This window comes from Streptococcus sp. HMSC056C01 (assembly GCF_001811305.1).
GTDB lineage: Bacteria > Bacillota > Bacilli > Lactobacillales > Streptococcaceae > Streptococcus.
In genome coordinates this window covers 153,748-171,577 of record NZ_KV804192.1, presented here as the reverse complement: position 1 = coordinate 171,577, position 17,830 = coordinate 153,748, and the positions used below count along the sequence as shown (strand labels likewise).

The following is a 17,830-nucleotide window of genomic DNA, read 5'->3' as shown; positions in this document are numbered from 1 at the left end:
CCTTAAATATTACCCATTAAAGCTTTCTGTCAATTGTGGCACCACTTGTTTCTTACGTGAAACGGCACCTGGAAGGAAAGCATGGTTGTTTTCAAGTTTGAAGTTGAAAGCTGCTTCTACCTTGTCCATATTAGCACCAAGAGCAAGGATTTCTGAGTTTGAGTTAACGATATCTGTGATCATCAAGACAAAGTCAGAGTAGCCATTTGCTGTATTTGCGGCTTGGATGGCTGCTTCGATTTCAGCTTGGCGTTCCAAGACTTCAGCAATATCAACTGTATTCACTTGGGCAACACGTACGTTGTTACCGTTCAATTCAAAAGTCTTTGCATCGATATCAATCAATTCTTCAGCAGATTTGCTTGCCAAATTTGTACCAGCCTTGAGCATGGCAAGACCGTATTCTTCCAAGTTCACACCAGCTAATTCAGCCAATTCAGGCGCAATCACCTTATCAGATGGGTGTGTTGTTGGAGATTTCAAAAGAAGGGTATCTGAAATCAAACCTGAAAGCATCAAACCTGCAATTTCTTTTGGAACAGCTACACCATGCTCTTTGAACATGCGGTAAACGATAGAAGATGCTGATCCAACTGGTTCCAAACGCATGTAAAGTGGGCTTGCAGTTTCAAAGTTAGCCACACGGTGGTGGTCCACCACACCGTAAACTTCTACTTCAGCAATATCTGAAACTGATTGTTGGAATTCATTGTGGTCAGTCAAGATAACTTGTTCTGCACCTTCCGCTTTAGCAGATGTGATCACGCGCGGTGCTTCCACACCAAAATAGTTCAATACGAAAGCTGTTTCTTCATTTGGAGTTCCTAGAGCCACCGCTTCTGTATCCAAACCATAAGCTTCTTTTGCAAGATAAGCAAAGGCTACAGATGAACCAATAGCATCTGAATCTGGATTTTGGTGTCCAAATACTAGAATCTTAGACATGATAATACCTCGTTTCTTTATTCACTCTATTGTAGCATTTTTTTCAATTTTTGACAAAAGTAAGAGGAGTCAAAGAACTCCCCTCTACTCTTCAAAATGATTGATTAAATTTTTTTCTTGGTTGTCAGATAAAAATCTTTCCTTCTGTGGCCTCTTCTTACGTTTTAGAAGCGCTTCGGCTGACATGGCTTCTTCTTTACTATCGAAACCTTCTACATAGATAAGTTTTACTGGCAACCGAGCTCGTGTGTACTTGGCTCCCTTACCACTATTGTGAACGGCGATTCTTTTTTTGACATCCGTTGTATAGCCAGTATAGTAGGTACCATCACAACACTCTACCACATACATGTAAGCCTTATGATCCATAGTAAATCTCTTGAATTTCTGGAGTATAGGAACCATCATCATTATGAACAATGAGTGGTGGCAGAACCTTAAAACCACTAGTGGAGCCGTCCTTGATGGCTTCAATCAAAAGCATATTGGCTTCTTTCTCCCGTTTAGGGTAAACAAATTGCAGACGCTTTGGAGCTAGATTATGCTGTTGAAGCGTATCTAAGATATCTAACAATCGATCAGGACGATGGACCATGGCCAAACGCCCATTGGATTTGAGAATACTTTGGGCACTACGGCAGATTTCCTTAAGATTGGTCGTAATTTCGTGCCGAGCCAACAAATAGTGCTCACTCTCGTTCAGATTAGAATTTGGGTCCACCTTAAAATAGGGAGGGTTGCATAAAATCAAATCAACCTTACTCCCCTGAATGTAAGCAGGCATATTTTTCAAATCATCACAAATGACCTGCATCTGTTCTTCTAAGCCATTTAATCGGACTGACCGGTCAGCCATATCCGCCAATCGTTCCTGGATTTCAACAGACAGAATTTTCGCCTTAGTACGACTACTGGCAAAAAGTCCAACAGCTCCATTACCCGCACAAAAATCCACTATTAAGCCATTTTTAGGAAAGCGAGGAAAGCGTGACAAAAGTACACTATCCACCGAATAGCTAAAAACCTCTCTATTTTGAATAATCTTGATATCTGTAGAAAAGAGCTGATTGATTCTCTCTCCTGATTTTAATAATTCTTCTACCATACTTCTATTATAACAAACTATATTAACATTTCAAGAGAGAAAAAATCAATTAAGACTTTTTCTTATTTAGATTAGAGATAGCTTCCTTGGTCCAGATAGGCATCATGCGAGCCAAAGGAGCAAATCCGTATTTGACACGGTCACTTGAAAAACGTCTCCGTCTCGGTAACTGATGTTTCTCTTCTTCCAAAGTCCGAATAGAAAGACTTGCTTTACCTGTATATTCGTCCAAATCGACAACCTGAACTTGAACTTCTTCACCGATTTTCAGTACATCATAGATATTCTCAATAAATCCTGTACGAATTTCAGAAATGTGAATCAAACCTGTGATACCAGTTTCTAGCTCCACAAAGGCTCCATAAGACTGAATCCCTGTAATTCGCCCAGTTAGCTTATCACCTATTTTCATACTAGTCCTCGATTTCAATCGTTTCGATGACGACATCTTCAACCGGCTTGTCCATTGCACCTGTTTCTACACCTGCAATTGCATCCAGAACTTCATAAGAGGCTTCATCTGCAAGCTGTCCAAAAACTGTGTGACGACGATCTAGGTGAGGAGTTCCACCTTGTTCCGCATAAATTTCTGCAATTGGTTCTGGCCAACCACCACGAGCAATTTCTTTCTTAGAGTATGGCAAGTGTTGATTTTGCACGATAAAGAACTGGCTACCGTTTGTATTTGGTCCAGCATTAGCCATAGAAAGGGCTCCGCGGATATTGTAAAGTTCCTCTGAAAATTCGTCTTCAAATGACTCACCATAGATTGATTCGCCACCCATACCAGTATCAGTTGGGTCTCCACCTTGAATCATAAAGTCTTTAATAATACGGTGGAAAATGACCCCGTCATAGTAACCATCTTTTGACAGAGCGATAAAGTTGGCTACTGTTTTTGGTGCATGTTCAGGGAAAAGCTTAATACGCATATCTCCATGATTTGTTTTAATAGTCGCAATCGGACCTTCTACTGCTTCAATGTCTACTTGCGGAAACTGTAATTCTTTTTCTACCATACCAAATCCTTCTAAGGCATCAAAGATGCCATCTTCTTCTAGTGTTTTTGTAATATAATCTGCTTTTTCTTTGATTTCATCATGAGAAATCCCCATAGCAACACTAATACCTGCATAATCAAAGAGTTCTAAATCGTTAAGACCGTCTCCAAAGACCATGACGTTCTCAGGTTTAAGACCTAAATGTTCTACAACTTTTGCTACACCAGCTGCTTTTGAACCTGAAATTGGTACAACATCTGACGAATGTTCATGCCAGCGTACCATACGCAAAGTCGATGCTAAACTTTCAGGCAAAGTCAGGTCATCTCCCTGATCCTCAAAAGTCCACATCTGATAGATGTCTTCTTTTTCATAAAAATCAGGATCAACATCCAAGTCAGGATAAATTGGATCAATGGCCTCACTAATCAACTCAGTTCTAGTGGAGAGTTTAGCAGTATGACTACTAACTAAACCATAGTCAATCCCCACTTCCTTAGTCCAAGCAATATAGCTTTCAACCTTATCTTTAGAGATTTTGTTACTATCAATCACATTGCCTTTTTTATCCTCAATATAGGCACCATTCAGAGTAACAAAAAAGTCAGGTTTAAGTTCGCAAATCTCTGGCACGACACCGAAAATCCCACGACCAGTCGCAATCCCAGTTAAAATACCTTTTTCACGTAATTGTTGAAATACTGTTGGAATTGAGGTTGGGATAAAACCAGTCTTTGAGTTTCGCAAAGTATCATCAATATCAAAAAAAACAATCTTTATTTTTTTTGCCTTATATCTTAATTTCGCATCCATCTCATTACCTCCTTCAATTCACTCTTTCCATTATACCATAAAGTAGAGGAATCCCACATCCCCAATAAAGTCCTTGTCTCTTATCCGAATTCCTTTACTAGATACAAAACCAAATCATCATTATTTTGGCTAGTTGCATTCATTTCCAAGGGTTGATTTCGATACCAGACACCTGTCCCATCTGGAATGTAGCCCCGTCTGATATACAATCTCTGGGCAGGGCCATAGCCTAAGTGCAAACCTACGCCAAGAGTGACCTTACTCGAAACAAACTTGACTCGTTTTTCTGCTTCTTCTAGCAGTTGATTCCCAATCCCTTGATTTCGAAAAGGCTCAAACACATTAAAATCTGATAATTCTGGATAGACTTCTGCAAAAGGACCATGTTTAGCAGAGGGCAAAATGGTAACGTAGCCCGCTACAGCACCATCAATCTCTGCAACTAAGACTCCTCTCTCCCCACTTTCCTGTTCCAGAAAATATCTAGCCAAAATTTCCTCTCTACCAGGCCAACCTTGATTCATAAATCCATGAGATAAGGATTCAATATCAGACTTAATCATATTTCTAATCGTAAAATTCATCTTTGACTTACCCACCTTTACTCTTTCTATTACCATTATAGCACGCCAAGGTCAGAAAAAAACTATCTCGTGAAAAAAGACCCAACCGGGTCTGAAAAAGAGGTCCACTGAACCCAAACTCGCTTTCACATTTCTATGCTCGTGAAAAAAGACCCAAACGGGTTTTAATTCGCTTTCTTGTTTTCATGCTCATGAAAAAGAGGTCCACCCGGACCCCTTTTTTAATCTTCGTTTACGAAAGGCATCAAAGCCATTACGCGAGCGCGTTTGATAGCTGTTGTTAATTTACGTTGGTTTTTAGCTGAAGTTCCTGTTACACGACGAGGAAGGATTTTCCCACGTTCTGAAACGAAACGGCTAAGAAGCTCAGTATCTTTGTAATCAACATATTCAATTTTGTTTGCTGCGATGTAATCAACTTTTTTACGGCGTTTGAATCCGCCACGACGTTGTTGAGCCATGTTTTTTTCTCCTTTATAGTATTAATTGTCCATTAGAATGGTAAATCATCATCTGAAATATCCAAAGGATTCGTTGTTCCGAATGGATTTTCATCACGTGAAAAGTCAGGTACTGATTGAGTAGGTGCTGAATAGTTTGAACTTGGTGCAGAATAAGCTCCACCAGTATGTCCTTCACGCACACTACGGCTTTCCAACATTTGGAAATTCTCAGCCACGACTTCCGTCACGTAGACACGTTGTCCTTGCTGGTTATCGTAACTACGAGTCTGAATACGACCTGTCACCCCGATAAGCGAGCCTTTTTTAGCCCAATTAGCAAGATTCTCAGCCTGTTGGCGCCACATAACGACATTGATAAAATCAGCCTCACGTTCGCCATTTTGACTCTTAAATGTACGGTTTACTGCAAGAGTAAAAGTCGCAACTGCTACATTTGATGGGGTATAACGCAACTCAGCGTCACGAGTCATACGCCCTACAAGTACAACATTGTTAATCATAATCTACCTTCTTACGCGTCAGTTTTGACGATCATGTGACGAAGAATGTCAGCGTTGATTTTTGAAAGACGGTCAAACTCTTTAAGAGCTGCATCATCATTTGCTTCAACGTTAACGATGTGGTAAAGTCCTTCGCGGAAATCTTGGATTTCGTATGCAAGACGACGTTTTTCCCATGTTTTTGATTCAACAACAGTTGCACCGTTGTCAGTCAAGATAGAGTCAAAACGTGCTACCAAAGCGTTTTTCGCTTCTTCTTCAATGTTTGGACGAATGATATAAAGAATTTCGTATTTAGCCATTGATATGTTCCTCCTTTTGGTCTAATGACCCCAAGACTTTGCAAGGGGTAAGTGAGGTTTGCTCACAATAAATTATTATACTAGAAAAAATTTTTTTTAGCAAGTAAAAACTGCTTCTATTTTATTTTTTACAGTTTTTTTGCTAAAGTTTGTGTAATTTCTTCAACTTGAATATTCTCAGATTCAAATTTCTGTTTAAAGGTAGCTAGATCAACCGTTCCCTCAATTTGAACTTCGATAACAATCTTACCATCTTTACGTGGAATATTAACAGTATGAGAAATATTTAGATTTTCCTCAACGATTAAAGAAACAATCTTACCAAGTACCCCAACTTCATTTTCTGTGATAAAACGAACACGGATTCCCTCTTCGCCATAACCAGAAATTTCAAGAAATGCTCTGAACACATCACGGTCAGTAATGACACCATAGACTTGTCCATTATCAATAACTGGTAAGATTCCAATCTTATTTTTCAGCATAAGGTAGGTTGCATCTTCCAAACTTGCATAACCTGAGACAGTTACAACATCACGAATCATGACGTCCTTTACTTTTGTTTTATTGAGCAAGTAATTCATCTCGAAGATTGAAAGACTCGTTGCTTTTGACGGACTGGCTTCAGCAATTGTTCCTTCTGTTACTAGACCAACTAATTTATCATTTTCAATAACAGGAAGACGATGCAAACCTTGTTCGCGCATCAAGTCTGCTGCATGTGCTACAGTCGTATCTGGGCTAATATATACGACCTTTCGTGTCATAAAATCTTTAACTGCCATAGGAACTCTCCTTTATGTTTATAGCTTTATTATACACTTTTTACGAAAATCAATCAAACGCTTTCATCTATTTTTCAAGATTCTGAAAACTCTGAAATACTATAAAAAGAGCCCTATATTAGGACCCTCAATCTTATGATTATGTAATTTATTTGGCAATCTTTCCCGCAGACTAAAACAATCCACTGGATCTGATGATTGTCGAACAATCTCTATCCGCCGGCTAAAAAAGTTCCACGGACTAATGTGGATTGCTTGTTCAATCTTTATCTACCGACTAAAACAATCCACTGGATTTGATGATTGCCAAGCAATCTTTATCTGCCGACTAAAAAGGTCCCACGGACTAATGTGGATTGCTTGCGCAATCCTTATTCGCAACCTAAACTAGTCTCCCAGACTATGCGAAGATTACTACGTAATCCTTATCCGCCGACTAAAAATGTCCCCCGGACCTTTTTAGCCACCTAGATATGCTTTTCTGACTTCGTCTGATGCTGCGAGTTCTTTACCTGTTCCTGAAAGAACGATTTTACCTGTTTCAAGAACATAGCCTCGATCTGCGATGGCTAGTGCTTTATTGGCATTTTGCTCGATCAAAAGAACAGTTGTACCTTGTTTTTGAATATCTTGAATGATATCAAAAATTTCTTGGATGAAAATTGGTGCAAGCCCCATTGATGGTTCATCTAAGAGAAGAAGTTTAGGCGTTGACATAAGCGCACGTCCCATAGCAAGCATCTGTTGCTCACCACCAGAAAGGGTAGCTGCATCTTGGTTTTTACGTTCTTCCAGACGAGGGAAACGTGAAAAGACTTTTTTCAGATTTGCTTGGTTCTCTTCACGATTTTTCTTAAGAAAGGCTCCCATCTCCAAGTTTTCCATAACAGTCAAACCTGAGAAAACATGACGTCCTTCTGGTACTTGAGAAAGTCCTGATGCCACAATCTTCTGTGCAGGCATCTTTTGGATTTCTTGTCCCAAAAATTCAATTTTACCAGAACTTGGGCGCACAAGACCTGATAGGGTACGAAGGATGGTTGTTTTACCAGCACCGTTAGCACCGATAAGTGAAACAACTTCCCCTTCATTAACTTCAAAGCTCACATCACGTACAGCTTGAATCATACCGTAGTGAACTGAGAGGTTTTCAACTTTTAACATAGACATTAGGCTTCACCTCCAAGATAAGCTTCGATAACACGTTTATTGCTCTTGATTTCATCTGGTGTCCCATGAGCAATCAAACGACCGTACTCTAAAACATAGATTCGCTCCGTAACTTCCATAACCAAGTTCATATCATGTTCAATCAGCATGATGGTAATCTTGAATTCATCCTTGATGCGACGGATCAACTCAGTCAATTCTGCAGTTTCTTGTGGGTTCATACCTGCTGCTGGCTCATCCAAGAAGAGAATTTTAGGCTCTGTAGCAAGGGCGCGAACAATTTCCAAACGACGTTGTTGGCCATAGGCTAAGTTTTTAGCTAAGGTTTCAGCATCACCATCCAAATCAAAGATTTTTAGTAATTCTAAGGCTTTAGCCTTTAATTCTTTTTCATTCTTATAAAAAGCAGGTAAGCGCAAGAAGCTTGCAAAAACATGTTGTTTATGATGGTTACTAAATGCAATCAAAACGTTATCCAAAACTGTCAAGTCTTTAAAGAGGCGGATGTTCTGGAAGGTACGCCCTAAACCAAGAGATGCGATTTTATAAGGTTGCTTACCATTTAGTAAGTGGCCATCCAAGGTTACTGTTCCTTCGCTTGGTTCATAAACTCCTGTCAGTAGGTTGAAAAGAGTTGTTTTCCCAGCTCCGTTCGGTCCAATCAAGCCAACAAGTTCACCTTCATTCAATTCAAGAGTTACATCTCCAACAGCTGTCAGACCACCAAAATGCTTGGTTAACTGTTTTACTTCAAGTAATGCCATTAGTTTTGTCCCTCCTTCTTACCTTTTTTAAAGAGTCTTGATAGGCTCAATTCCCATGTTCCAAGTAGACCACCTGGTCTGAAAATCATAACGAGTACCAAGGCCAAAGCATAGATAATCATACGAATGCTAGCTACGTCTTGAAGGAACATATTCAAAATACCAAGAACAATGGCAGCAACAATTGCTCCTGTAATTGATCCCAAGCCACCAAATACAACGATAATTAAAACGTTGATAGAGTTGATAAAGCTATAATCTTTTGGCACAACAGAGCCGATAAATCCTGCTTGAAGCGAACCTGCAATACTTGCAGTCATAGCTCCAAATACAAAAGCAATAATTTTGATCTTAGTTGTATTGACCCCAACTGATTCAGCAGCGATTTCATCTTCACGAACGGATAAAGTTAGACGACCGATTGGACTACGAAGGAAATTTAGTGTTGCAATTGTTGTAATCACAGCAAAGAAATATACCATTTGCCAGGTTGTAAAGTTTGGAATACCAAGGATACCAGCAGCTCCGTTAGTTAGTTCACCGCCATTAATAATAAAGATTCGAATGATCTCAGCAACACCTAATGTCGCAACAGCAAGGTAGTCCCCTTTCAAACGTAGAGTTGGAATACCTACGATTAAGGCAACTAAACCAGCAATAATGGCACCAAGCAACATTGCTCCAAAGAAAGCTCCATAAGTTGGAGATTTAGAACCAATAATAGCTGCAGCATAGGCACCGATAGCCATAAAACCAGCATGTCCTAGTGAAAACTGACCAGAGAAACCAACAATCAGGTTAAGACCCACAGCCAGAATAATGTTAATCCCGATTTGTTCTAGGATTTGAATATGGAAAAGGTTTAGAACTCCTAGTGAAACTAATAAACTAATCAAACCGTATCCAAGCAACAAAAGGAATAACCAGAGAATATTAACTTTTAAATTATCTTTCATTGTTTACACCTTCTCTTTCACATTCTTACCGAGGATACCAGCTGGACGAACAATCAAGATCAAGAGCAAGATTCCATATACGATGGCATCTCGGTAATCTGACATTCCAAAGGCTGTTGCGAAAGTTTCCAATAGTCCAATTACAAAACCTCCAAGAGCAGCACCAGGGATGATTCCGATACCACCAAGAACAGCAGCAACGAAAGACTTAATACCTGGAGTCATACCCATCAATGGTTCAAGAGAGTTATAGTAAAGTGCAATCAAGACACCCGCTGCACCAGCTAGAGCTGAACCCAATGCAAAGGTGAAACTGATTGTACGGTTCACGTTAATCCCCATCAGCTGAGCAGCATCACTATCTACAGAAACGGCACGCATGGCTTTCCCCATCTTGGTTTTTTGTACGATGAGTTGTAGAAGAACCATCAAAACAAGTGAGACAGTCAAAATCAACAATTGAATATTTGTTAGACTGATTGGTCCCAAGTCATAACGAACTGTTTGGATTGCTTGAGGGAAGGCACGTGTGTTGGCGCCTACCAGATAGACCATCCCATACTCCAGTAAGAAGGAAACCCCGATGGCTGTAATCAATACAGAGATACGAGTTGAATGACGTAATGGACGATAAGCTAGGAACTCAATGATAACACCGAGAATTGCCGTTCCAATCATCGATAAGATCAAGGCAACAAAGAAATTTAATTGCAAGGAATTAATCAAGAAATAACCCATGAAAGCACCCATCATATAAATATCACCGTGGGCAAAGTTAATGAGCTTGATAATTCCATAAACCATAGTATAACCTAGGGCTAGCAGCGCATAGACACTCCCCAAGATTAGACCATTGACAAGTTGTTGAAGCATATGGTTCACTCTTTCTAAGTTTTTTTTTAGGATTTTTATAAAAAAATAATCCTTTCATAAACACCGAAACAGGGAGTGAGTAAAAGCTCATTCCCCATTTCCTGTATCTATAATTATGGTTTTACGACTTCTGCCGCTTCTACTTTACCATTATTCATGGTCATCATGAAGGCTGTTTTCACAGTGTTGTGATCTGCATCAAAGCTTGTTTGACCTGTAACACCTTCAAAGTTTTGTGTTTTAGCAAGATTGTTCTTGATATCAACTGAAGTTTTTGCACCTTTTGCTGCATTAGCTACAAGGTAAACTGAGTCATAAGCAAGAGCTGCAAATGTTGAAGGATCTTCGTTGTATTTTGCACGGTAAGCTTCAAGGAAGGCTTTTGCTTTATCTGAAACATCAACAGTAGTTGAAAATCCTGAGATGAAGTAAATGTTTGTTGCTCTTTCAGCAGTTGCTTGTTGAACAAATTCCGCACCGTTGAATCCATCACCACCGATGATTGGTTTATCAATTCCCATTCCACGAGCTTGGTTTACAATCTTACCAGCTTCTGTATAGTAACCTGGCAATACGATTGCATCAAAGTCTTTATCTTTGATTTTTGTCAAAGCTGCTTGGAAGTCAGTGTCACCTGATACAAACGTTTCATCTGCTACGATTTCGCCTGAGAATGAATCACGGAATGATTTTGCAATTCCTTTAGCATAGTCGCTTGAGTTATCAGTATACAAGACAACTTTCTTAGCGTTCAACTTGTTTGTAACATAGTTAGAAATGATTTTCCCTTGGAAGCTATCTTGGAATGTTCCGATGAAAAGGAAATCTTGACCTTTTGTCAAACCATCTTGAGTAGCACTTGGAGAAATCAATGGAACCCCAGCTTGTGTAGCATTTGCTACTGCTGCTGCAGTTGCACCTGAAGTTGCAGGTCCTACGATTGCTGCTACTTTAGATTGAGTAACAAGGTTTGTTGAAACTGAAGCAGCTTCAGCAGTTTCAGATTTGTTATCTTTGTCTACTACTTCGATCTGTTTTCCATCGATACCACCTGCTGCGTTGATTTCATCAACTGCAAGTTGAGCACCCTTTTGCTCAGATGTACCGTAAGATGCTACAGCACCAGTTTCTTCAAAGTTGAAACCAATTTTAACGACTTTCTCATCCACTGGGTTACCAGTTGAATTTGAAGCTCCTGTCTTCACTTCTCCACAAGCTGCTAAAACAGCTACACTTGCAAGAGCTACAAGTGATAAGGCAAATTTTTTCTTCATGTTTATCTCCTTTTAATTTCTTAATTTAAATTACATGTTAAGAATATACCGAATTATCTGAAAATTGTCAACACATTTATCTTAATTTTTACATGATAACGTTTTCGCTATTTCTATAGAGACTACCAACAAAGGGAGTTTCCAATTCTTGGATATGACATCGTCGCACTTTTTTGATAAATCTCTCTTTTCCTAAACGGCTAACCAGTTCTTCCACTTCTTCTGTTGGGACATACAGTTGCAGATAACGGTGTTTTTTAGAGTGGTAACAAATATCACCATAATGATCGAGTTTTTTTGCATCACGATTATAGTATAGGTAGATAATCAGACCAGACCGATTCTCTTTTTGAAACATATTACAACTTCCTTCTAACAATCTTCTTACTATTATATCAAAAAAAGCAAACTCAGTCGAGTTTGCTTCAAAAGATTAATTCAAAGAATTATTAGCCATGATTTCATCAATGAAACCATATTCAAGTGTTTCTTGAGCACTCATCCAGTAATCACGTTCAGCATCTGCATGGATTTGCTCAACTGATTTACCAGAGTTATCTGCAAGAATTTGCTCCAAAGTCTTACGAGTTTTTAGCAAGTGTTCAGCAGCGATAGCCATATCTGTTTGCTGAGTACCACCACCTGTACCACCCATTGGTTGGTGAATCATGTACTCTGCATTTGGAAGCATGAAACGTTTACCTTTTGCTCCACTTGAAGCAATAATTGTTCCCATTGAAGCTGCCATCCCCATAACGATAGTTTGGACATCTGCCTTGATAAAGTTCATGGTATCAACGATTGCCAAACCAGCTGATACAGAACCACCAGGAGTATTTACATAAAGGTAAATATCTTTTGTACTATCTTGGGCATCCAAGAAAAGCAATTGAGCGATGACTGAGTTCGCCATATTGTCTTCGACTGGTCCAGTCAACATGATGATACGATCTTTTAAAAGACGTGAGTAAATGTCATATGAACGTTCTCCACGACTTGTTTGTTCAATAACTACAGGAATCATTCTTTTCTCCTTCTGATTTCAATATTTCTTAGTCAAACGACTCGATACAGGATTATTATATATTTTTGGTCAAAAAAGGTCAAATTTTTGCTCCATTCTAAAGACAGACACAAAAATTCAACCTCCTTTCGAAACTAAAACCAATGAACAGTTTTAGTCTATGCTTAGAATCTTATTTTGTACCGAACAAGCGGTCTCCTGCGTCTCCAAGACCTGGAACAATATAACCATGTTCGTTCAAACGTTCATCCAAAGCTGCAGTAAAGATTTCTACATCTGGGTGAGCTTCTTGAAGAGCTTTTACTCCTTCAGGAGCAGATACCAAGCAGACAAACTTGATGTTTGAAGCCCCACGTTTTTTAAGGGAATCAACAGCCAAGATTGCTGAACCACCAGTTGCAAGCATAGGGTCAACCACAAAGATTTGACGTTGGTCGATATCTTCAGGTAATTTTACTAAGTATTCTACTGGTTGAAGGGTTTCTTCATCACGGTACATACCGATGTGACCAACTTTTGCTGCTGGAACCAAGCTTAATAGTCCATCTACCATCCCGATACCTGCACGTAAGATTGGAACAATCGCTAATTTTTTACCAGCCAATTGTTTTTGAACTGTTTTTGTGATAGGTGTTTCGATTTCAACGTCTTCAAGTGGAAGATCACGAAGTACTTCATATCCCATCAACATTGCAATCTCGTTAACTAACTCACGAAAAGCTTTTGTAGAAGTGTCAGTGCGACGCAAGATTGACAATTTGTGTTGAATCAGTGGATGATTAATAACTTCAAGTTTTCCCATTTTCAGAATTCCTTCTTTCAATTTATTCTTCTTATTATATCAAAAAATGGCTTAAAAAGCTTTCTAAACCATTTATTTTTTTATAATTTCTAGATTAGGTGAGCCTCTTGGAGAGCTGCTTGTACTGTTTCAAGTGGTAAATGGGTTAACTCTGTCCCTTTTTCGCGATAAAGATGTTGAGCATAGTCATCCATGCGGTATTGGTTGATATAAACAACACGCTCGCAACCTACTTGAAGGAGTTGCTTGGTACAGTTAAGACATGGGAAATGAGTAACGTAGGCTGTAAAGCCCTTTGGAACGCCACGCTCTGCCCCTTGTAAAATAGCATTTACCTCTGCATGAAGAGTGCGGACACAGTGGCCCTCAATCACCAGACAGTCGTGGTCAATACAATGTTCTGTTCCTGATACAGAGCCATTATAGCCTGTTGAAACAACCTTGTTATCCTTAACTAAAACGGCTCCTACCTTGGCACGTTTACAGGTTGAACGATTGGCAATCAATAGAGCTTGAGCAGCGAAATACTCATCCCAAGCCAGTCTTTTTTCTGTCATAGTTTTTCTCCTCTTAACTTATTTTTTGAAAAATGGCAAACGCAAATCTGCAATTTTCTCAGCAGGAACCTTCATTCCATCCTTGATCCATTTTAGCAAAACGGATACGATGGCAGAACTCCAAAAAGAATGCAGATAACTGCTAACACCCTTTGATTTTCCATAATATTTTTCCAAAAATTCCTGCATAGCTTGCACAAAGATTTTTTCCAAGTGATAGTCCAGGGCAAGCTGAATAACCTTGGCTTCTTTCTTGGCTTCTCGAAAAAGGTGAACCCAAACTAGATAGAGATCCGTCTTGACATCGTAATGACTTAGTTGCTCCATGATGTTATGGACGCTACGTTTAAAGACACTTTCTAAAATCTCTTCTTTGGAATCATAGTTTCGATAAAAAGCTGCACGAGAAACGCCAGCACGCTTGACTAACTCAGAAATGCTAATCTTAGCCAACTCCTTTTTCTCTAAGAGTTGCAAAAGAGCTGTTTCAATCGCTTCTCTGGTTAGCAAATTAGATTCTTGATTGGATTTTCTAAGATTTTCAAGCGATTTTTCAGATATTTTACGTTCAGACATAACAATTTCTTTCTAGTTGTGACAACAGAGAGGTACTACTTTTGTTTCAAGGGCTTTCATGATATAATTGTAAAAAAAGACAGAACCTTTGTCAATGTATAAGTGATAAAGATGGAGAAATTCTATGACTTGGAAGATTGTAGCTGACTCTGGTTGTGATTATCGCCAACTGGCAAACCTTGCTTTTGATACTGAATTTATCAGTGTCCCATTAACGATTCAAGTTGCTGACCAGGTCTTTGTCGATGATGCCAATCTGGATATTGATCAGATGATGGAAACTATGTATGCGACTTCTGAAGCTTCTAAATCAGCTTGCCCTAGTCCTGATGATTATTTACGAGCATTTGAAGGTGCCAAACATATTTTTGTAGTGACCATTACCGGAACTCTTTCTGGTAGTCAAAACAGCGCTCAATTAGCTAAGAATCTCTATCTCGAAGAACATCCTGATACTCAGATTCATGTCATTGATAGTTTGTCTGCTGGTGGGGAAGTTGATCTAATCGTTGAGAAAATCAATGATTTGATTGACCAAGGACTTTCTTTTGAAGAAGTGGTTAATGCTATTACTGCTTACCAAGAAAAAACTAAGTTATTGTTCGTTCTCGCTAAGGTTGATAACCTTGTTAAGAATGGTCGCTTGAGTAAGCTGATCGGTACAGTTGTTGGGCTCCTTAATATTCGTATGGTCGGGGAAGCAAGTGAAACTGGAACCTTGGAACTCCTCCAAAAGGCTCGTGGTGCTAAGAAGTCCCTTCAAGCTGCTTATGAAGAGTTAATCAAGGCTGGCTACGCTGGTGGGCGTATCGTCATGGCTCACCGTAGTAATGATAAATTCTGCCAACAACTCTCAGAACTCTTGCGTGAAAAATTCCCACAAGCTGAAATCAAGATTATCCCAACCTCTGGGCTCTGCAGTTTTTATGCAGAAGAAGGTGGACTCCTCATGGGATATGAAATTGACTAATAAATCAAACAGGAGATGACTTATCATCTCTTGTTTTTTTATGGTACAATACTTTTATGAAACATTTTGACACTATTGTAATCGGGGGAGGACCTGCTGGTATGATGGCTACGATTTCCAGTAGCTTTTATGGACAGAAAACCCTTCTCATCGAAAAAAATCGAAAACTTGGAAAAAAATTAGCTGGTACTGGTGGTGGTCGCTGTAACGTTACCAATAATGGAACTCTAGATGACCTATTAGCTGGCATCCCTGGGAATGGCCGCTTTCTATACAGTGTCTTCTCCCAGTTTGATAACCATGATATTATCAACTTTTTTACTGAAAATGGCGTAAAACTCAAGGTCGAAGACCATGGCCGCGTCTTTCCAGCCAGTGACAAATCTCGAACCATTATCGAAGCTTTGGAAAAGAAAATCATGGAGCTAGGTGGGCAAGTTGCCACTCAAACAGAGATTGTTTCGGTTAAAAAGATTGACGACCAGTTTGTCCTTAAGTCAGCAGACCAAACCTTCACTTGTGATAAACTCATCGTCACAACTGGTGGAAAATCCTATCCTTCTACTGGCTCTACTGGTTTTGGTCATGAAATCGCCCGACATTTCAAACACACCATTACCGAGCTTGAGGCTGCTGAAAGTCCATTGTTGACTGATTTCCCGCATAAGGCCTTGCAGGGAATTTCCCTAGACGATGTGACCCTAAGCTATGGCAAGCATGTCATCACTCATGACCTACTCTTTACCCACTTTGGTTTGTCAGGTCCTGCTGCGCTACGCATGTCTAGCTTTGTCAAGGGTGGGGAAATTCTCTCTCTAGATGTCTTGCCACAACTTTCAGAAGGTGACTTAGTTGACTTTTTAGAAGAGAACCGTGAAAAGTCCTTGAAAAATGCCTTAAAAACTTTACTCCCTGAACGCTTGGCAGAATTTTTTGTCCAAGGATATCCTGAAAAAGTCAAACAACTAACAGAAAAGGAACGCGACCAACTTGTCCAGTCCATCAAGGCTCTTAAAATCCCTGTAACTGGCAAAATGTCATTGGCTAAATCCTTTGTAACTAAAGGTGGCGTTAGTCTCAAGGAAATCAATCCTAAAACGCTGGAAAGTAAGCTAGTACCTGGACTCCACTTTGCTGGCGAAGTACTAGATATCAATGCCCATACGGGGGGATTTAACATCACTTCTGCCCTCTGTACCGGCTGGGTGGCAGGCTCAAACTAGAACTATAAATGATATAGTATCTAAAGATATTGGATAAGAAAGGAGCTATTTTGGAACATATTATTTTACTGAGAGGTGTTACACCGAATGGACAAAATGCTATCCCTAAAATGTCTTATCTGGTAGATATCTTAACAGAGGCTGGTTTTCAACACGTTCGAACTTATATTCAAAGTGGAAATATTATTCTTGAAAGCGACTTAGCCATAGAAGAAATACGAGAACAAGTCCATACTCTAATAAAAGAAAAAATCGGAGCCGACTTGAAAATGGTCATTAAAAATAAGAGTGATTTTACAAAAATTGTCCAAGAAAATCCGTTTGGAGAACACTATCTTTATGACCGTATACATATAATTCTTTTCCAGAATGCTATCCAAAGTCTACCATTAGAAAAATTGAATATTGACTATGGGGAAGAAGAAATTTGTATCGGCAACCATTGTCTTTACCTCTATCTCCCTAGAACTGCAAAACGAAAAAAGCTTAATACCAACTATCTCGAAAAGCTGTTCGGCGTTGATCTGACCATGCGAAAGTTAAACGTGGTAGAAAAATTACTAACAAAATAGGAAAAATAAGATGAACAGAAGAGAATCAGTCGAATTTGTCAACATGTGCTTGATTAAAAATGGGGACAAGGTCCTAGTTCAAGACCGAGTTAGTCCTGACTGGCCTGGCATTACCTTTCCTGGTGGCCATGTTGAACGTGGCGAATCCTTTGTCGATGCTGTCATTCGTGAAGTGAAAGAAGAAACTGGTCTGACCATTTCTAAACCCCAACTCTGTGGGATCAAAGACTGGTATGATGATGCAGATTATCGCTATGTTGTCCTCTTTTACAAAACTGAACACTTTACTGGTGAGCTCCAATCTTCAGACGAAGGAAAAGTCTGGTGGGAGGATTTTGAAAATCTATCTCATCTTAAACTAGCTACTGAGGATATGTCTGATATGCTTCGTGTTTTTTTGGAAGAAGACCTCAGTGAGTTCTTTTACTATAAGGATGGGGAAGATTGGTCTTACCAACTCAAATAACAGTAAATCGGCAGAGGTCTCTCCGCCGATTTTTAGCTTGTCTAATCTTCAAGCTAGGTCTGTGTCCTCCTACTAATACTCAATGAAAATCAAAGAGCAAACTA

23 protein-coding genes and 1 pseudogene are annotated in these 17,830 nt (G+C 39.5%); 4 read left to right on the top strand and 20 right to left on the bottom strand.

The genetic code is table 11. The features are described 5' to 3' along the window. Nucleotides 1-9: 9 nt before the first annotated feature. The 20 genes and pseudogenes from HMPREF2795_RS03355 to HMPREF2795_RS03260 form a co-directional block, all read right to left on the bottom strand. Nucleotides 10-945 (bottom strand): manganese-dependent inorganic pyrophosphatase, encoded by a 936-nt coding sequence (locus HMPREF2795_RS03355; RefSeq protein WP_075228232.1) that lies wholly within the window; start codon nucleotides 943-945, stop codon nucleotides 10-12. 84 nt (nucleotides 946-1,029) lie between these two features. Further along, nucleotides 1,030-1,314, bottom strand: coding sequence for a GIY-YIG nuclease family protein (locus tag HMPREF2795_RS03350; RefSeq protein WP_075228231.1), 285 nt, complete (start codon nucleotides 1,312-1,314; stop codon nucleotides 1,030-1,032). Then, a complete protein-coding gene (locus tag HMPREF2795_RS03345) occupies nucleotides 1,304-2,050 on the bottom strand; it encodes a tRNA1(Val) (adenine(37)-N6)-methyltransferase (protein ID WP_000229054.1) in 747 nt (248 codons plus the stop codon). The genes HMPREF2795_RS03350 and HMPREF2795_RS03345 overlap by 11 nt, the downstream gene beginning before the upstream one ends. A gap of 49 nt (nucleotides 2,051-2,099) precedes the next feature. Continuing rightward, entirely contained in the window at nucleotides 2,100-2,462 is a 363-nt protein-coding gene (locus tag HMPREF2795_RS03340) for a S1 RNA-binding domain-containing protein (RefSeq protein WP_000689622.1), read from the bottom strand. A gap of 1 nt (nucleotide 2,463) precedes the next feature. Beyond that, on the bottom strand, nucleotides 2,464-3,864 hold the full coding sequence (locus tag HMPREF2795_RS03335; protein WP_075228230.1) for a bifunctional Cof-type HAD-IIB family hydrolase/peptidylprolyl isomerase: 1,401 nt from the start codon (nucleotides 3,862-3,864) through the stop codon (nucleotides 2,464-2,466). 80 nt (nucleotides 3,865-3,944) lie between these two features. Beyond that, nucleotides 3,945-4,448 carry a GNAT family N-acetyltransferase gene (locus HMPREF2795_RS03330; protein WP_075228261.1) on the bottom strand — a complete coding sequence of 168 codons (504 nt, stop codon included), beginning with the start codon at nucleotides 4,446-4,448 and terminating at the stop codon, nucleotides 3,945-3,947. A gap of 221 nt (nucleotides 4,449-4,669) precedes the next feature. Further along, nucleotides 4,670-4,909 carry a 30S ribosomal protein S18 gene (rpsR, locus tag HMPREF2795_RS03325; RefSeq protein ID WP_075228229.1) on the bottom strand — a complete coding sequence of 80 codons (240 nt, stop codon included), beginning with the start codon at nucleotides 4,907-4,909 and terminating at the stop codon, nucleotides 4,670-4,672. A 32-nt stretch (nucleotides 4,910-4,941) separates the two neighbouring features. Then, nucleotides 4,942-5,412, bottom strand: a complete 471-nt coding sequence (gene ssbA / locus HMPREF2795_RS03320; protein ID WP_000609604.1) for a single-stranded DNA-binding protein SsbA — start codon at nucleotides 5,410-5,412, stop codon at nucleotides 4,942-4,944. 11 nt (nucleotides 5,413-5,423) lie between these two features. Beyond that, complete coding sequence (gene rpsF / locus HMPREF2795_RS03315; RefSeq protein ID WP_001151786.1) at nucleotides 5,424-5,714, bottom strand: 30S ribosomal protein S6; 291 nt, start codon at nucleotides 5,712-5,714, stop codon at nucleotides 5,424-5,426. A gap of 128 nt (nucleotides 5,715-5,842) precedes the next feature. Continuing rightward, entirely contained in the window at nucleotides 5,843-6,499 is a 657-nt protein-coding gene (locus tag HMPREF2795_RS03310; protein ID WP_000268637.1) for a CBS domain-containing protein, read from the bottom strand. Between the two features lie 459 nt (nucleotides 6,500-6,958). Then, on the bottom strand, nucleotides 6,959-7,669 hold the full coding sequence (locus HMPREF2795_RS03305) for an ABC transporter ATP-binding protein (RefSeq protein WP_075228228.1): 711 nt from the start codon (nucleotides 7,667-7,669) through the stop codon (nucleotides 6,959-6,961). Further along, nucleotides 7,669-8,433 carry an ABC transporter ATP-binding protein gene (locus HMPREF2795_RS03300; protein WP_075228227.1) on the bottom strand — a complete coding sequence of 255 codons (765 nt, stop codon included), beginning with the start codon at nucleotides 8,431-8,433 and terminating at the stop codon, nucleotides 7,669-7,671. The genes HMPREF2795_RS03305 and HMPREF2795_RS03300 overlap by 1 nt, the downstream gene beginning before the upstream one ends. Next, nucleotides 8,433-9,389 carry a branched-chain amino acid ABC transporter permease gene (locus HMPREF2795_RS03295; RefSeq protein WP_075228226.1) on the bottom strand — a complete coding sequence of 319 codons (957 nt, stop codon included), beginning with the start codon at nucleotides 9,387-9,389 and terminating at the stop codon, nucleotides 8,433-8,435. The genes HMPREF2795_RS03300 and HMPREF2795_RS03295 overlap by 1 nt, the downstream gene beginning before the upstream one ends. Nucleotides 9,390-9,392: 3 nt before the next feature. Beyond that, nucleotides 9,393-10,262, bottom strand: a complete 870-nt coding sequence (locus tag HMPREF2795_RS03290) for a branched-chain amino acid ABC transporter permease (RefSeq protein WP_075228225.1) — start codon at nucleotides 10,260-10,262, stop codon at nucleotides 9,393-9,395. A 113-nt stretch (nucleotides 10,263-10,375) separates the two neighbouring features. Next, nucleotides 10,376-11,536, bottom strand: coding sequence for an ABC transporter substrate-binding protein (locus tag HMPREF2795_RS03285; RefSeq protein ID WP_000726157.1), 1,161 nt, complete (start codon nucleotides 11,534-11,536; stop codon nucleotides 10,376-10,378). Between the two features lie 88 nt (nucleotides 11,537-11,624). After that, nucleotides 11,625-11,894 carry a YlbG family protein gene (locus HMPREF2795_RS03280; RefSeq protein ID WP_000486587.1) on the bottom strand — a complete coding sequence of 90 codons (270 nt, stop codon included), beginning with the start codon at nucleotides 11,892-11,894 and terminating at the stop codon, nucleotides 11,625-11,627. A gap of 75 nt (nucleotides 11,895-11,969) precedes the next feature. Further along, nucleotides 11,970-12,563: pseudogene (locus HMPREF2795_RS03275) on the bottom strand (ATP-dependent Clp protease proteolytic subunit); the annotation flags it as partial. A 169-nt stretch (nucleotides 12,564-12,732) separates the two neighbouring features. Then, entirely contained in the window at nucleotides 12,733-13,362 is a 630-nt protein-coding gene (gene upp / locus HMPREF2795_RS03270; protein WP_006150334.1) for a uracil phosphoribosyltransferase, read from the bottom strand. Nucleotides 13,363-13,451: 89 nt separating this feature from the next. Continuing rightward, complete coding sequence (locus HMPREF2795_RS03265; protein ID WP_075228224.1) at nucleotides 13,452-13,919, bottom strand: deoxycytidylate deaminase; 468 nt, start codon at nucleotides 13,917-13,919, stop codon at nucleotides 13,452-13,454. Nucleotides 13,920-13,937: 18 nt separating this feature from the next. Further along, the gene (locus HMPREF2795_RS03260) at nucleotides 13,938-14,495 is read right to left on the bottom strand and encodes a TetR/AcrR family transcriptional regulator (protein WP_004252362.1); all 558 of its coding nucleotides are present in this window, start codon (nucleotides 14,493-14,495) and stop codon (nucleotides 13,938-13,940) included. 124 nt (nucleotides 14,496-14,619) lie between these two features. On the opposite strand from HMPREF2795_RS03260, the gene HMPREF2795_RS03255 reads away from it, so the two are divergent. From HMPREF2795_RS03255 to HMPREF2795_RS03240, 4 genes are read left to right on the top strand one after another with little or no spacing between them, the layout of a single operon-like run. Further along, nucleotides 14,620-15,465 (top strand): DegV family protein, encoded by an 846-nt coding sequence (locus HMPREF2795_RS03255; RefSeq protein WP_075228223.1) that lies wholly within the window; start codon nucleotides 14,620-14,622, stop codon nucleotides 15,463-15,465. Between the two features lie 56 nt (nucleotides 15,466-15,521). Continuing rightward, on the top strand, nucleotides 15,522-16,688 hold the full coding sequence (locus HMPREF2795_RS03250; RefSeq protein ID WP_007554923.1) for an aminoacetone oxidase: 1,167 nt from the start codon (nucleotides 15,522-15,524) through the stop codon (nucleotides 16,686-16,688). A 50-nt stretch (nucleotides 16,689-16,738) separates the two neighbouring features. Next, complete coding sequence (locus HMPREF2795_RS03245; RefSeq protein ID WP_000400057.1) at nucleotides 16,739-17,260, top strand: DUF1697 domain-containing protein; 522 nt, start codon at nucleotides 16,739-16,741, stop codon at nucleotides 17,258-17,260. A 10-nt stretch (nucleotides 17,261-17,270) separates the two neighbouring features. Beyond that, a complete protein-coding gene (locus tag HMPREF2795_RS03240) occupies nucleotides 17,271-17,726 on the top strand; it encodes an 8-oxo-dGTP diphosphatase (RefSeq protein ID WP_001081772.1) in 456 nt (151 codons plus the stop codon). Nucleotides 17,727-17,830: the final 104 nt, after the last annotated feature.

Excerpts from the sequence above, each read along its gene's own strand:
- HMPREF2795_RS03355 (WP_075228232.1), bottom strand. The coding sequence starts at position 945 with ATGTCTAAGATTCTAGTATTTGGACACCAAAATCCAGATTCAGATGCT.
- HMPREF2795_RS03350 (WP_075228231.1), bottom strand. The coding sequence starts at position 1,314 with ATGGATCATAAGGCTTACATGTATGTGGTAGAGTGTTGTGATGGTACC.
- HMPREF2795_RS03345 (WP_000229054.1), bottom strand. The coding sequence starts at position 2,050 with ATGGTAGAAGAATTATTAAAATCAGGAGAGAGAATCAATCAGCTCTTT.
- HMPREF2795_RS03340 (WP_000689622.1), bottom strand. The coding sequence starts at position 2,462 with ATGAAAATAGGTGATAAGCTAACTGGGCGAATTACAGGGATTCAGTCT.
- HMPREF2795_RS03335 (WP_075228230.1), bottom strand. The coding sequence starts at position 3,864 with ATGGATGCGAAATTAAGATATAAGGCAAAAAAAATAAAGATTGTTTTT.
- HMPREF2795_RS03330 (WP_075228261.1), bottom strand. The coding sequence starts at position 4,448 with ATGAATTTTACGATTAGAAATATGATTAAGTCTGATATTGAATCCTTA.
- rpsR (WP_075228229.1), bottom strand. The coding sequence starts at position 4,909 with ATGGCTCAACAACGTCGTGGCGGATTCAAACGCCGTAAAAAAGTTGAT.
- ssbA (WP_000609604.1), bottom strand. The coding sequence starts at position 5,412 with ATGATTAACAATGTTGTACTTGTAGGGCGTATGACTCGTGACGCTGAG.
- rpsF (WP_001151786.1), bottom strand. The coding sequence starts at position 5,714 with ATGGCTAAATACGAAATTCTTTATATCATTCGTCCAAACATTGAAGAA.
- HMPREF2795_RS03310 (WP_000268637.1), bottom strand. The coding sequence starts at position 6,499 with ATGGCAGTTAAAGATTTTATGACACGAAAGGTCGTATATATTAGCCCA.
- HMPREF2795_RS03305 (WP_075228228.1), bottom strand. The coding sequence starts at position 7,669 with ATGTCTATGTTAAAAGTTGAAAACCTCTCAGTTCACTACGGTATGATT.
- HMPREF2795_RS03300 (WP_075228227.1), bottom strand. The coding sequence starts at position 8,433 with ATGGCATTACTTGAAGTAAAACAGTTAACCAAGCATTTTGGTGGTCTG.
- HMPREF2795_RS03295 (WP_075228226.1), bottom strand. The coding sequence starts at position 9,389 with ATGAAAGATAATTTAAAAGTTAATATTCTCTGGTTATTCCTTTTGTTG.
- HMPREF2795_RS03290 (WP_075228225.1), bottom strand. The coding sequence starts at position 10,262 with ATGCTTCAACAACTTGTCAATGGTCTAATCTTGGGGAGTGTCTATGCG.
- HMPREF2795_RS03285 (WP_000726157.1), bottom strand. The coding sequence starts at position 11,536 with ATGAAGAAAAAATTTGCCTTATCACTTGTAGCTCTTGCAAGTGTAGCT.
- HMPREF2795_RS03280 (WP_000486587.1), bottom strand. The coding sequence starts at position 11,894 with ATGTTTCAAAAAGAGAATCGGTCTGGTCTGATTATCTACCTATACTAT.
- upp (WP_006150334.1), bottom strand. The coding sequence starts at position 13,362 with ATGGGAAAACTTGAAGTTATTAATCATCCACTGATTCAACACAAATTG.
- HMPREF2795_RS03265 (WP_075228224.1), bottom strand. The coding sequence starts at position 13,919 with ATGACAGAAAAAAGACTGGCTTGGGATGAGTATTTCGCTGCTCAAGCT.
- HMPREF2795_RS03260 (WP_004252362.1), bottom strand. The coding sequence starts at position 14,495 with ATGTCTGAACGTAAAATATCTGAAAAATCGCTTGAAAATCTTAGAAAA.
- HMPREF2795_RS03255 (WP_075228223.1), top strand. The coding sequence starts at position 14,620 with ATGACTTGGAAGATTGTAGCTGACTCTGGTTGTGATTATCGCCAACTG.
- HMPREF2795_RS03250 (WP_007554923.1), top strand. The coding sequence starts at position 15,522 with ATGAAACATTTTGACACTATTGTAATCGGGGGAGGACCTGCTGGTATG.
- HMPREF2795_RS03240 (WP_001081772.1), top strand. The coding sequence starts at position 17,271 with ATGAACAGAAGAGAATCAGTCGAATTTGTCAACATGTGCTTGATTAAA.